General features: G+C 38.6%; 17 protein-coding genes. All 17 read right to left on the bottom strand.

What is annotated here, in order from left to right; all coding sequences use genetic code 11:
* Nucleotides 1-17: 17 nt before the first annotated feature.
* The 17 genes from B0G52_RS25155 to B0G52_RS25090 all read right to left on the bottom strand — a co-directional run bounded on the left by B0G52_RS25155 (nt 18) and on the right by B0G52_RS25090 (nt 13,759).
* Nucleotides 18-1,232: a CpaE/TadZ family protein gene (locus B0G52_RS25155; protein ID WP_094048398.1), complete on the bottom strand. Its 1,215-nt coding sequence runs from the start codon at nt 1,230-1,232 to the stop codon at nt 18-20.
* A 12-nt stretch (nt 1,233-1,244) separates the two neighbouring features.
* Entirely contained in the window at nt 1,245-2,171 is a 927-nt protein-coding gene (locus B0G52_RS25150; RefSeq protein ID WP_143762643.1) for a CpaB family protein, read from the bottom strand.
* A gap of 163 nt (nt 2,172-2,334) precedes the next feature.
* Nucleotides 2,335-3,294 carry a helix-turn-helix domain-containing protein gene (locus B0G52_RS25145; RefSeq protein ID WP_094048394.1) on the bottom strand — a complete coding sequence of 320 codons (960 nt, stop codon included), beginning with the start codon at nt 3,292-3,294 and terminating at the stop codon, nt 2,335-2,337.
* A 15-nt stretch (nt 3,295-3,309) separates the two neighbouring features.
* Nucleotides 3,310-4,371, bottom strand: a complete 1,062-nt coding sequence (locus B0G52_RS25140) for a GGDEF domain-containing protein (RefSeq protein WP_094048393.1) — start codon at nt 4,369-4,371, stop codon at nt 3,310-3,312.
* The gene (locus B0G52_RS35390; RefSeq protein WP_143762641.1) at nt 4,372-4,674 is read right to left on the bottom strand and encodes a type II toxin-antitoxin system RelE family toxin; all 303 of its coding nucleotides are present in this window, start codon (nt 4,672-4,674) and stop codon (nt 4,372-4,374) included.
* Nucleotides 4,675-4,690: 16 nt separating this feature from the next.
* Nucleotides 4,691-4,948: a hypothetical protein gene (locus B0G52_RS25135; protein ID WP_094048391.1), complete on the bottom strand. Its 258-nt coding sequence runs from the start codon at nt 4,946-4,948 to the stop codon at nt 4,691-4,693.
* Between the two features lie 3 nt (nt 4,949-4,951).
* Entirely contained in the window at nt 4,952-5,518 is a 567-nt protein-coding gene (locus tag B0G52_RS35385; protein WP_143762640.1) for a hypothetical protein, read from the bottom strand.
* A gap of 264 nt (nt 5,519-5,782) precedes the next feature.
* Nucleotides 5,783-6,649 (bottom strand): hypothetical protein, encoded by an 867-nt coding sequence (locus B0G52_RS25130; protein WP_094048389.1) that lies wholly within the window; start codon nt 6,647-6,649, stop codon nt 5,783-5,785.
* A 14-nt stretch (nt 6,650-6,663) separates the two neighbouring features.
* Nucleotides 6,664-7,101: a hypothetical protein gene (locus B0G52_RS35380; RefSeq protein WP_143762639.1), complete on the bottom strand. Its 438-nt coding sequence runs from the start codon at nt 7,099-7,101 to the stop codon at nt 6,664-6,666.
* A gap of 427 nt (nt 7,102-7,528) precedes the next feature.
* The gene (locus tag B0G52_RS25120) at nt 7,529-8,335 is read right to left on the bottom strand and encodes a hypothetical protein (protein ID WP_094048385.1); all 807 of its coding nucleotides are present in this window, start codon (nt 8,333-8,335) and stop codon (nt 7,529-7,531) included.
* A gap of 256 nt (nt 8,336-8,591) precedes the next feature.
* Nucleotides 8,592-8,858, bottom strand: a complete 267-nt coding sequence (locus B0G52_RS25115; RefSeq protein WP_094048383.1) for a hypothetical protein — start codon at nt 8,856-8,858, stop codon at nt 8,592-8,594.
* 274 nt (nt 8,859-9,132) lie between these two features.
* Nucleotides 9,133-10,239 carry a hypothetical protein gene (locus B0G52_RS25110; protein WP_094048381.1) on the bottom strand — a complete coding sequence of 369 codons (1,107 nt, stop codon included), beginning with the start codon at nt 10,237-10,239 and terminating at the stop codon, nt 9,133-9,135.
* An 81-nt stretch (nt 10,240-10,320) separates the two neighbouring features.
* Nucleotides 10,321-10,638 carry a hypothetical protein gene (locus tag B0G52_RS25105; RefSeq protein WP_094048379.1) on the bottom strand — a complete coding sequence of 106 codons (318 nt, stop codon included), beginning with the start codon at nt 10,636-10,638 and terminating at the stop codon, nt 10,321-10,323.
* A 469-nt stretch (nt 10,639-11,107) separates the two neighbouring features.
* On the bottom strand, nt 11,108-11,257 hold the full coding sequence (locus tag B0G52_RS35690) for a hypothetical protein (RefSeq protein WP_158223859.1): 150 nt from the start codon (nt 11,255-11,257) through the stop codon (nt 11,108-11,110).
* Nucleotides 11,258-11,800: 543 nt separating this feature from the next.
* Nucleotides 11,801-12,361: a winged helix-turn-helix transcriptional regulator gene (locus B0G52_RS25095; RefSeq protein WP_094048375.1), complete on the bottom strand. Its 561-nt coding sequence runs from the start codon at nt 12,359-12,361 to the stop codon at nt 11,801-11,803.
* A 158-nt stretch (nt 12,362-12,519) separates the two neighbouring features.
* The gene (locus B0G52_RS35685; protein ID WP_158223858.1) at nt 12,520-12,681 is read right to left on the bottom strand and encodes a hypothetical protein; all 162 of its coding nucleotides are present in this window, start codon (nt 12,679-12,681) and stop codon (nt 12,520-12,522) included.
* Nucleotides 12,668-13,759 (bottom strand): hypothetical protein, encoded by a 1,092-nt coding sequence (locus B0G52_RS25090; RefSeq protein ID WP_094048373.1) that lies wholly within the window; start codon nt 13,757-13,759, stop codon nt 12,668-12,670. Before B0G52_RS25090 ends, B0G52_RS35685 begins: the two co-directional genes overlap by 14 nt.
* Nucleotides 13,760-13,814: the final 55 nt, after the last annotated feature.

Genomic DNA, 13,814 nt, shown 5'->3' with positions numbered 1-13,814 from the left:
AATCAGTCTCCCCTTTCCTAGAACAAAGATGATAACTTTTTGAAAATCCCCTGCTTCTTTTCCGGATTGTCATTGCTGGAAACGTGTTTACCAGCTGCACTTCGAACAAGTTCATTTATTTTTTCATTAAACTCCTCACTTACACCAAGCTGGTAAGCAGGAATTCCCTCATTCACTGCTCGAAGTCCTTCTCCCCCCATAATGTTAGGAACTTCGGCCAATAGCTGCATCCCCAAATGATTTGAGATACTTTTTCCTTCCCCGCTCTTTGTAGATCTATTAACTATTAAGGCGATATCTTTAGGTTCAATTCCACAGTATTTCCAAACGCAATCAAACCACTCACCCCAACTTAATTTGAAAGAAGAGAAGTAATTCTGTGTGACCAACCATTTATGGTCCGCCAACCTTACTGCACTTATTGTCCCAGCATTATCAGGCTGCGCCCCAGCATCTACGATCGTAATATCAAAAGTAGCTTTTGCTGTATTCAGCAGATGGTGAATCATTTCTGGTGTGACATCAAATGCAGTATCTCTCCTGGATGATCCAGTTAGAATATGTAAGTTTTTAAGCCTTCCATAAACCAGACATGCTGCTAATAAATCATCTGAGCTTAGAGTACCGGTCTGCATTTTTGGACGAATTTTAAGATTGTTTCTTCCGCGATCTGTCAAATTGAAGTTTGTCCGGATTTCTGGATTTTTTAAGTTGAGGTCAATTAAGCCCACTCTAAGTTCTGGGAATTTTTGCGCTATTGCTAATGCCGTATTTCCAGCGATGGTGCTGGCACCATCCTTGTTTGATGTAGACCAAATGGAAATAACTTCTCCAAGATCAGTACTTGTTGTATTTCGAACATTAGGTTTAAATAATTCGTTTGATACCGCGGTTCCTATTTCTTCAGGGGACTGTCCAGATGGTACTATCAGGTACCCAAAATCATTTGACAATCGAGTTACGACTTCTTGAAGACTTGCATCGTATACTTCATGGTCTAAAATAATTATTACTTTTGCTGCCGGCGATTTTTCCTTGATGGTAAGCATCCATTCCCAGGGGTATACGTCTTCAAAAAGATTACAATTTGCAACGACAATATCGAATTGGGACCTCATTTTGTTCATAAAAACATATTTGTCTTGGGCAATTTCGATATTGATTTCAAACTTCTTATTTTCGAGAATTTTTTCTAAACTTGCATCTTGTTTCAAAGCGAATAATGCATTCATTTCGCCAATCTCCTATTCGTTCGAATTTTCAACATTGGAGGAACTCGAATTATCCTGAGTATCAGTGAATGAGGACTTTTCATCTTCTTTCTCTACTTGACTCCCCCTCACATTTTGGGTGCTAACTTCACCTGTGAAGTTGATTACTTGATCTTCATCCATTCCTTTAATGAAGATGGAGGAACCATTTACATTCTGAAAAACATCGGTTACTTTAGCCTCCGCGCTGTCGGTTTCAGCTAGATTGGGGAGTGCAAGTTTCACTTTTCCACCAATGGATCCAAGAACATAGGCTGTATATATATCATCATTCATAATGTACGTGTTCTGTTCGGCTTTTCCAGTTGCCTTTCCACGGTCGTTTCTAAGTTGCTCTGCCTCCGATTGTGAAAAGACCGAAATTGTTTTCTCGTCAGTGATCTCAATGCCCTCAGCATTCTTTACACTGGAAACCATGAGTCCCTCAATTATTTTGATTGCGCCTATGTGCCAGTATTGACCATTAAGAACTGCACGCTTTGGAGTGTCAAACTCAACCCAGACGTCTACTCGATCTCCTTTTCTAACCATATTGTTGACATTGGCAATTTGATCAGTCTTAAAGCTGAAGTACCTTTCCCCCTCCTTTGGGACAATCTCTTTTTTAGAGAGTTTCCATGGGAGAAATTCCTCTTGTTCACTTATTGGAACTACGACTGTTAAACCGATAAGTTGATCGATATCAAGAATTGCATTTGCTGAATGCGCTTCGTTAGCGATTACGACCTCTTGCAACATAGACCGCTCAATTACTTCACTGCTTTTTAGAAATCTTGTTGGTTTTATGGTAGTTCTCATCTCGACGTTCGATTTAGTTGCCTGTATAAACTGGTAGTATCCAAAAATTGAAACCCCCATCATTACTAGCGATGCGATCCATAGAAGTGCTTTCCTCCTCAATCTTCTCAGTCCCCTTGTATTAGTTTTTTGAAATAAAAAAGGACCCTATTGACACACCTATTCCTAAGAATAGAAGCTCAATAGAGTCCTTAATTTGCTTAAAATGAGTGAATTCACTCGAACTGTTTTAATTATAAGTCTAATTTTCCATATCCGCAATAGATTAAGTTTCTAGTGGATGGTTCTTCTGATGTTCAACAATCTCATCTATTTTTTTTCCTATCCATTTTGGAATCGAACTGTCATCTAGATTCGATTTAAGAATATTTTCAATTTCAAGCATTGAGCTATATTTTAATGGCACTGTAAGTCGGATTTCGTACTCTCCTAGAACAATGTTGCCAATTCCGTCTACCCACACGAAACCATCTATGACATATTGGCTTAATGCAGCATACAATGCTTCGTTATAAGGAATTATGCAATTCCTACAAACTACTAAATAGTAATTACTATTTTCATAGATTATGACATTGTGTATACCGCAATAATATACGAGTCTTTCTAGAACAAAAAACTCCACAGAGTAAATGTCATTTGACTTTGGTATCTGAAACTCTGTTCGACCCTCATATCCAATGTAAGGTCGATTCATACATTCTGCCGACTGCCACTTAAGATTCGCTAAGGTTTTCCTTTGTCCAAGCTCATCAATGACTTCCAATAGATCAAGATTCGTAATGCGGTATTTTGAACCATCGATATCAACAGAATCAAATAATCTTAGTGCATCTTTGAATAAAGACAATTTTTTCCCAGTACGATCTTTTTCGTTAGTCTTTTTTTGCTTTGATCGATACTCTTCAAGTATTTGGTCCTTTGATTGACTGAGCCACATTTTATCAACAAAATACTTTTTAGTGTTGCTTGCAAAGGGAGCTGAAAGCAACCTCTTTTTCTTCTCGACCCATTGAATTAAGAATTTTAAAGGTACATCTATTTCGATTGCAGCCTTTCTTAGGCTTATACTTGTTTCATAAAAATGGAAATCAGATTTCCTAAACCGTAGATTCTTACCTTCCTGAAACCCTACGACTAAACCTTTCTTGTTCCAGTCATAAACAGTTCTTACAGTGACATCACATAATCGAGCAACCTCTTCTGGTGAATAGGTACGTTCCAATGCCATCCGTCCCCTTTATTGATAACCAGTTACCTTGTTCTTACCAGTTGACTTACTATGGTACATGGCTTCATCAGCTCTCTTTATTAGCTCGCTCACCGAAACTCCACTTACCCACTTCGAAAAACCAATGCTTGCAGTGATTTGAGGCGTCGATTCTTTTTCTATTCTATACCTTACATTCTCACAGAACTCGGCAATCTGAATATCCTTTGTAATTAGCATAACCATCTCTTCCCCACCAAATCTAGCAGCGAAGCCTTTGCTATCTACTTCCTCTTTAATAATATCAGCTATGCTTTTTAAAGCAGCATCTCCCGCTTCATGTCCTTGAGAATCATTAAGTTTCTTAAAATTATCCAAATCGAGTATCACCAAGGTTACTTGCAATTCCCTTTCCACGTATCTTGCTATCATTCCAGTGAAGTATCTGCGATTAAACAAGCCAGTTAACATATCAATGACGGAGTCTTGATATGACTTCTCCAACACATCAGATATTCGCTCAACAATTATGACCATAAACATACAGATGGTCAATCCATTTAGTATAGAACCAAGAAGATCCACCTGAAAGTATTTATCAATACTTAGAAATTGTTTAAGCAGCTGTGTTAATTCCGAAGCTAGCATTAGCCCTAGTACAACACTCACCTGAGTTGCGGGAATCCATTTCCCCTTGTTACAGCAAGCTAAACACAGAATTAAGGCAAATAGAATGCTTTCCCATCCATCAAGTATTAATCCGGCGCCAAAAATAATAACAGAAAATCCATATAACGTTACTCTGGCACGCCATGGAATTACTTTATACAGTTGCAGAATTCCTAAAAATGAGATGTAGAACCCAGAATACTGAATAGAATCTCTTAACGTTTGTATCCAATCGTTTTGTTCTAGGGAAATCGAAAGCAATAAGAGTATTTCAGAACTTAATAATAGGGCTGTGCCATATCCGTAAACCCTATACCCTCTCTTTTTTCTTTTTTTAAAAATTCTAACTGATAATATTAATGATACCAATAAAAACGGAATAAAGCATAGATTTAAAATGATTACTGACAGATTATCTGTCATTTATGCAACCACTCCTCTGAACCAACTGGATGGTTCACATTGATATGTGTTTGAAGTTCTGTAGCATACTCTTCCTACAACAATTTCCTTTATGTTCTCGTTAATCATATAGAAAATTCTTACCCGGCCGGCTTTTAATTTTTTCACGACTGAGTTGCACAAGAGTTGCTCATATTGATACTTTGCAGGACGGGGTTCCTTCATCAATTCTTCAAATACAGCTTCAGCTATTACTCGATCTTTTTTTTCCAAACATTTCACTTCTTTTTCTACTCTTTTTGATGAAAAACGAACTGTGTACATGCGCTACCCCCTATTCCTATGCCTTTCTTTCCTGTTTCCATTCTAAGAACCAAGTTGCATTATTAATTGCAGAGTTTTTCTTTACATTATCTTCTCTGTTAATTGCATCAACCAAATCAAATAGTAAACAAGTTGCGATCGTATCATCACCTGTGAGCAGGGCATCAATGAATTTTTGAACACCGCCATGGTTTCTCATTACTTGAACGAGATAGTCCGGTATTCTAATCCCTTGGTGTATTTTCTTTAAGCCCTTATCCTTTTTGGGTCTCAAGTGTCAGCCCCTGCCCTTCACAATCATTCTTAGCTCAGTTTTTCCAACAAAGGTTACTGGGAACGGAAGTCCATTTTTTATTAATGTTCCATCAATTCCTTTAAGATTTCTGAATGCCTCGCACGCTTCTGATTCTCCAATAAACATATTATTTTTATATGAATATTCACTCAGTAATCCCGACGGTAATCTCATCAACACTAACAAGTTCCAGCCCGCAGGTTGACCAGGATTGATTGATCCATAAACCAAACCACCAAGACCAGCTCTGAACTGACTTTCCCATCTCTTTTTATAAAGCTCATTATGTTTAGCTCGTTCTGATTCTAGAATTTTTTGATATTTTTCCCCATAACTTGATGGGATGAGCATTACATCGTCAGATCCAAAACTAGAGGCTATTTCTGAATTTGGTCTTGTAAAAAATCCGTTTTCGACAGGTTTTACGAATTCAGAATAAGAATTAGTTTCGAGACGCACGTACTGCGTTTCAACTTCTCTGCATATATTCACAGTGAAAATCTGACCTCTATATAGGAAAGTATCTCTAATAGATGTAATATGAATCACCCTGCTCCCCATCCCATTTTATTTATTTCTATTTTATCACGTCATATTTTTAATGCAATATTTATCCTGAAATATAAATTATATATTTTAAAATTGCAAAAAAAGACTACTGATATAAAATCAGCAGTCACCTTGAGGGTAAAGATACTATTCTTTTACGAGCAATACAACCATAAGGTCTAAATTTGCGGAAATGGCATTAAGCCTAAAAGTATCTACTCATATTTTACACATTTAATGCTGAAAGGTGCAAGAGATAAGAAGTTACTGTTCAACATTTTCAATTTCTTTCTTCTTTAATATTGTAATGTACTCTGAAGTTTTAATGATTATTTCGGTTTTTTTCTTCCCCCCATAATCGTTTTTCCTAAGCTGACCATAAACAAGTACTTTTTTGTTCATGTACAAGTTAAATTTATCATCATCAAAGTGCTTATAGTAATCTTTGAAGATGACAAGTGTGACAGGAGCTTCTTTCCCTTCGAGTTCAAGGTAAGTTACCTTTTCGAGCTGCCTAACGGCTATGACTCTCCCGTAGACGAAATAATTTATTCTGAGCGCCTCATCTGCCCAAACTGTTTCATGCGCTTTCTGTGGACCCATTACAACCATAGACATTGGGATTTTTCGTCCAGCAACACTAAAGTAAATCGATGCTAATACATCGGGCTCTACAGAAGTTAATAGTTTAACAATGCTGGTTAATGATCCTATTACATCGGGTGTCTCCCTTTTATCCTTCAACCCTAAATTCTCAGTATCCGGTTTTTCTTTAGTTTCTCTTGGTGCCCGTTCAACTGATTCATATTCTGGATCAAGTCGTGATAGACTTAGTCGTATTATTTTTTTAGGAACACCTTCTGCTTCAAGGACTGCACTTTGATACTCACCAATTTTTTCCACAGCACCAGCCACATCTAACGGCTGATAAAATCCGCAATTAGTAGTATGCTTAGTTCCTTTATCTCGACCAACAGTTTTAAAATAGGCTTTTGTCCGTTCATTTCTTCCTACAAACACAACCGGAGCTTTGCAATTCACATCAATACAATACAGCTCATAACCATGTTTCTGCTCATCGTATTCAATTGCACTAATGATCTTCCCACTTGGTAATATCGCTGTCAGCATTGACATCCCTCTCCTTAGTTTATATTCCAGTTCTTTGGTCTTGGATAAGGCACCCAAACCGTTCCGTCTTCAAAAACTTTGCCGTACTGGCCATAGCCCTCCTTATCGACTATCCACGCTAGATTATGGCGCTCTACTGCAGATGAGACATTTAAAGGTTCATATGCCGGAGTGGATGACCATCTCACAAATGGGTTCCAACCTTGGATTTTTGCATAATTGCTTTCAGCATTGTAAGGATTATAAATCCACACACCAAACCGAGCGCCTAACGGAAGTGCACACCAGCTCATCCCGTTAAGTGGAGGATCGTTTGGAGGAAGATTGGGGTAACCCTCATATAATGATTGCATAAAACCATTGTTCAACCAGTCTACAGAACTAACCAAGTATTCCGAATAGAAATTTTCTGGTTTCCTGCCCCTCAAACCAATGTGAATTAGCTCTCCCACAAAATAGTGCTCCTTTCATTGTAGATTATAAAGAACAAAGTAAGGCAAAAAGATGAAAATTAAGCACAAAATCGAAATACCAATGGACATCATTAAAAATACAGACATTAGCCTAGTGTTTTTTCGTATTTTAGCAAGGTATCTCAAAATCATACAAATTAAAACGGTACAAACTCCGATTAGAACTCCGTACTTTTGCAATATAGACAGAGTAATCAGGATATATGTTTCGCCCTGTTCTTCAATAGGAGTTGATTTTGCTGCACCAAAATAAAAAATCATAATTATCCTCCTCAATAATATATCATTTATGGTTTCTGGTATAGTATCTATATGGGAGACTATACAAAACAGTAACTGAGAGTACTCATTTATCGATTTATGATAAATCCAAAAAAGGAGATTTTTCGTGTTTAGAAACGGGAGGTTAACTCGCTCCCGCTTCTGTTAAATCAGCATCATTAATACCTGGCCAAACCTGTATTACCTCTTTCCACTGCTTTTCTTTGCCTAAGACATCGATCTGAGCAGTAAAAAGATCACCAATGCCCATATGTTCAAATTCCGCATGTTGTAAAACAAATGAGAATCCAGTTGATATTTCTTCGCAGACAACTAAATCGATCTGGTCACTGTCGATAATGCGGCAATGAACGACATGTTGTCCATCTTCCCAAACTTTCCGCTTACTTGAAATTGATTTACCAAAAGTAATTATTGATTCTTCATCAAGAATTTCCTCATTTCCTTTTTCTATTTTTAGTAGTTTTAAGAAATCCTCTGATGGTAAATTTGCCAGTTTTAGCGTTGACATCTTGGAAGGGCTTCTAGTAATAACTACTGGCTCTTCAATGAAATTATTGCTATCGAGCACACCTTTCATAAATCTATTCGCAACCATATTTTCCTTTTGCAATTGAACCGAATCCCAGCGTTCTTGGTTGCTGTTCTCATGCTCGACGTCACACTGTTCAACGTTTGTCCAGTTTTCCGGTTCCTTACATACAGTTCTTGAAGCTGACTGATATGTTTGGCCCTGATCCATTGCTTCCTGTTTTATCTTTTCCTTTCTGTGCTGCAGAATGGCCCTTCTTTCGTTTACTTCAATGTGTTCTCCGCTTTCAGACAGTACCTCCCATTTTCGAACATGCCACCTATGAAGGCAAAATACAAAAAATGCAATCAGCACTATCACAAGTAGACAAATTGAGAGAACTAACTTTAATCCGATCATGTTTATCAGCCTCCAAATAGAAAAACCCTACGTTGGCTCTTTCTAGACGAATCTAGAATAATGCCACCCGTAGGGTTTAAATTTTGCAGAGAATGCTCAAATGAGCGTTTAAATTTATTATTCATCATATCATATTTCTTACTTGTTGAGTACCTATCCTTATTAATTATTAATGAGTTCTGTTGGAGAATGTACCTGATACCGCAATGTTCCAAGGATCTAAGTTCGTTACAACAAATGCAATTCTATCAAATAGTTAGACTTCAAAATATCCAATTTCTCGCATATTGTAGTTAATCAGCATGGAAACTGAGTAAACGTTGCTCCCCTTCTTGTTTGTAACTTCAAATCTCGTCTGAATATTGTCTCGCCCTGGGTCAACGCCTTTGAACAAGTATTTATATTCAGCTTCTTCGGAAGGATCTTTTCGCATAGTGCCATTTCCCTCAAGCTTATAATCTTCTTCTAAAAATGTAGCAAGATGGTTCATTGCTGAGTCATGAGCGTGTGCGTGTTCTTTCATAAATACTGTTAGTCCCCTTTGGAATAGTGTGTCTGTTTAGTAACTTGTGCTTTTCTTCGATTTTTTGTCTGAATGCAACTCTATTTATCATTCAAATGTGTAATTTCGTGAAGCACCTAGTTTAGAAATAATTCGGTTTCATTCGGAGATCCAGAGAGCGAGCTGCAGTTGTTCGAATTGGTCCCTAACGCCGGCGCACCGATCACGAAGGATGCAGTTCCCGCTTCCCCGATACTTCTTACAGCTTCCGAACGATTGTGAGTACCATTCAATTTTAAATAATGAGTTCTGTTGGAGAATGTGTCTGATACCAATGCTCCAGGGATCTAAGTTCCTTTACTCCAAATGCAATTCTATCAAATAGACTCCATGACTTGGGACATTCTTTCTGACCGTGAATAGTTTGGACCTTCAAATACTTTCTTGGTGCAATTAACCATGATGTAGTATCACAACTAAACCAGTTAAATGCTACCAAATTTGAATCAGCTACGCCCAGTCCATGGAAATTTGTATTTGGAAATGCAGTAAAGATTTCTTTGAGCCGTGCTCTTCGTGCAGTCCTATTCTTTATCCCTAATATTCCACCGATGCCTACAACCGCCGGATCGTATTGCTCGATCACGTATTGATACTCGGACAGCGGACTATCAATTCCAATAATCGGCATAGGCTCAACTTCTGATGCAATCATTGTTTCATAGTTTTCTCTTGATTCATTATCATTCCCGATCTTGTCAAACGACGCCCACATGCAAAAGTATTCCCGATTTTCTTTGACGAATTCGATGTACTCATGGATTGTAGGTTCGTCTTTAATCTCTTTAAACTTCGACAAATTAAAGAGACTATATTCCCCACTATCCAATAAAATCTTTCCTCTAAAACCATATTGATCGGCAAGTCTCCTCCAAGCGTTAGTCTTATCTTGCCGAATATAATAATAACTAAGTAATATATATTCAGCCTGTGTTTCTTGTGCAAGTTTGAAATCTGAGGGTGCACGATGCGAAAATCCGCTAAAGAAAACACGAGTTCCAAGTAAGGATAGCCTTAATTCGCGCATTTTGGAAATGCGTGCAACGCCTTCAAATATTGCCTCAAGTAACCCAAATAATGCAGATGTGTAATTCGTAAACGCTTCTAATTCCTTCTTTGTGATTGTTCTCACTCGAAAAACAAACAGTGCAGATCGCTCAATTGCTCGTTTCGCGATTTTGTAGCTACCTCTTTCCGATCTCTTTGTCTGAATAATGATCGAATCATTGTCTATATCTAGAACAGAATTTTTCATTCCTCGCGCAGTTTGAAAGACATTTATTTTTTTAAGTCGATTGATGTATTTACGAACTCTTCTTTGGACTTCCTTTTCTGATCTCATCGTGCCCTCCTTAATTGAAAAGAACGAAGATCGCGGCAATCCCGCTTCCCCGTTCTTTTCGTGGTTATTTGCAATTAAGAATTAAGAGTTAGCTTTTTGAAGGTCAAAGCTATATAAATCAGCATCCTTTACACGTTCATCCCTATGGCCCTTAAATCCGATCATAGAGGTCCTAAACTTTTCTCCATGGTATTTAATGTCGATACAGCCACCAGATTCCCCGGTGCCGTATGGAATGATCGATAGTGTTACGATCCCGAAAACGGTATTTAGCACAACAGTACCCTTTGTCTCAACGTCGACCTGCAGATGATCATAACTAGGCGCATTAAATGTGGCCATCAGTTCCGCAGGCTTTCCATTTTGTAATTGCTCGTTCGAATAGAATTTTGTGTTCATTTAGTATATCCTCCTGAAAATAGGTTATTAGTGAGGGCGGTCTGTATCAGCTTGTCGCTAGGCTTAGATGACCATAAGCGGCAGAGAAGCTGAAGCTGCCCGATCTGTCCATTACCGGTTAAGTGTCGTTTGATTTCCTTTGAATTAAGAAAGAACGAGAATCGCGACAATTCCGCTCCCTCGTTCTTTCTCTTTATCTCGTAATTCTTGCAATAAAATCCTCACTTACCCTTATTTACTCAGCAGCTTCCCAACAACTGTGTGTTTCTTCAAGGCTTGGAGTTGCTGCATTTTATAAATTGCTTTCATCAATTGTACTTTGCTCATAATTTCGCCCATGCCATAGATATGCCGGGATCACCCCCCCAGCGCCAAAATGGCAGAGGGGCTCCCTCCTCATATTATGGTTGTTGATAAATGCTACAAAGTTTACTTTGTAATTAATCAGATCAGATAGGATAATCTTCTTTTAAACTCTAAGGATTATTTCCGTTACATCGCCATCATGGTTGATACGGTCAGTTTGGAATGCTGTAGCAAGATTTATTACATCCATGCTGTTTCCCATTTTTTTCAATACCAATGTCCCGTCTTTCCTTATGACATTAATTGTTTTCATATCGTTAACCTCCTGATTAAATCAAGACTTTACGTTACTTATGCTTCACCTAAGCCTGTCACGGTAAATCCAAGCTCCCATAAAAGTGGTAAAGAACACTATAAATGTTTCACTCCTTCCATAATCTACTGAACCGAACGCAAAAAAAGCCCTAGCGAACCGGAATCATAGGAAGGAGTATCCTTCGAAATAATTCCGCCACTAGGGCTTCTATCTTGCGTTAAGGTGTGATTGATGATTAAGCTGATTATAGCACAATTCTTTCACTTTGGGGAGTTACTATCTTTGCCATGAGATTGCCGGCTATTTTCCCTCTTTACTATTTTCAGCAAAATTTCTTCTCTCTGCTTTCTTCTTTCCTCCATCCCAAATTTTATCGATTTCTCGACTATCGAATTCGGTTTGCGTAGGAACCGGTACAGATTTGAATGATCATGATCAGTCATTGAACATCCCCCTATCAGATTTAATACTGATAGTTTCCCCCGTATCTTGAATAGCTAACCCTTATTCTTGTCGACGAAAAAGCAATTTTTGTCTATGTCAAATCGGATATCTCGATCGAATCAGCTTTTTCAGTTGACTGATACGGCTTTGAGAAAACTTTAGACGGTTTGCCAGCTCCTTCTGAGTCATCTTCGGGTTCTCCTGGAGGATTGCCATCATTTTTAAAATTGAATCATCAGTCTTACTTTTTCTTGTACTTCTCTCGTTGATATTGTTGGATCGATTCTTGCTTAATAATGTGGCAAATTCAGAAGACTCCTGCCCCTCTTGGGAATCACCCAAAACTTTTTGAATCTGCTTTCCCGTCTGGTCCCAATTTGCGTTTATTCCACTCAGTTCGCCTAAGCAACTTTCGCAAATGATCTTATTTTTATAGACATGAATATGGTCAATAGATAGACAAAACATACAACCTGAACCCGTATAGTGTTTTAATACAATCTCTTTCGAAACTTCATCGTAAAAAATCTCTACAGAATCCTCATTTGGCTTTATCCCTGTGTATCGGTATATTTCGATCGGTATGACGATTCTGCCTAACTGATCTAGCTTTCTGATCATGCCATAGCCAGATATACTTCCCTCTGGAGAAAACATTATGTCCACCCTTTCACTCGTTCTTCGAATTGTGACAAACGATAAATCCAATCTATATTAATTAAAAATAGACCGTCCCCAAACAAGGAGTCGGCCTATTTATTTTTTCTGATTGTATTAACGTGGAGTCATTAATCTACTCCAAATGAGAGAATGTATTATTCATTGCTGTTCGAAATAACGACCAAGCGCTTCGTTTCATTCTCAGAAACCTTCCTAAGAACTTCATCACGATGCTTTCGACGAGCGTCATTCAAGTCCTTTTGTGAAGCAAATGCGACAGCGTGGACCTTTTTCGTTTTACGTTCAAGCAAGCTCATGATGAGCGCCTCCTTCTTCTGTCCTCTCTTGTGCTTCATTTTGCTGCAGAATCAAGCAGAGTACATGAAACATTCGATAGATTTCTCTTATCTCAATCATATCAGACGGTAGAAGTAGCGACAATGCTTTTTCATTGCGTTTCTCATCGAAGTGGAAATTCAGTAGCCATACTTCCCCTTCCATCATTCTCATCCGGTTGGAAACGACATAGTGTCCCGGATACGGATTCACCCAATGGGGCTTGTCTACCTCAGCTCTGACCGCAGCGATCATTGAGTAGTTCTCGTATACCGAATCGTTGATATCCACAATATCAGGGCTGACGCCAGTGGTGCGTTCGTCTGCGATTTTATAGAGCCGGTCATCTTTCTGTCTATAGATCGTAATCCCCGAAATGAAGGTAAGGTCGCTGAAAGACATACGTTTGTTTACGAATCGATACAACGTGATATTCAATTCCTTAAGCACCTCAGATACATAGGCAAGCGCAGCATCCGCTTTTTCTTGCTGCTGAGCAAACAGTTTTATTTCCTGCTCGTACTCAACAAGATTGGCCTCAAACGATTTATTTTGGAGATCCTTTTCCGCAATCTCAGCTTCAAGGCGTTGAATTAACCTGCTCAGCTCAATCGTTTGAACACCAAACACAGAACCCACGAAATCTTGAAGGCCCTCGAAGTTGAAATCGCTCAGTGACATGATTCTCTCCCAGTATCGTTCGTACTCTTCCCTTCTTTTCTTTTTGAATAAACCCAAGTGGAACTCAGGGTTGCCAGGGATAATCATCTTGTTGATATGAGGAATCATCAACAAGTAGTAAACCCCCGCTCCTGTAACGGTAACAATGACGATCGTTGCCCAAACTGGCAGGTGATTCTCGGCACTTATTACTCCTACGCCTGCAACACCAGCGACTGGAATTGAGATGCCACTGACTGCTTTGAGGAGTGCAGCAATGTTCAGACGTTTCATCAGTCGGCCAAGTGCCTTAATAGGTGCAACTACTGCAATCCAAAACCAGTGCCCCTCTTCCTTATTCCGTGTTAACACCTTTAATAAAGGGTCTAGATCCTTCAAAGTTGTCAGTGCTGCGTGGTAATTCTTTTTTACTTGTGGAGTTGTCAAAAAAAGT

It is taken from the genome of Cohnella sp. SGD-V74, assembly GCF_003001675.1.
GTDB lineage: Bacteria > Bacillota > Bacilli > Paenibacillales > Paenibacillaceae > Cohnella.
Note: the sequence above shows the minus strand (reverse complement) of the source record. Positions and strands in the feature narration are given on the sequence as shown.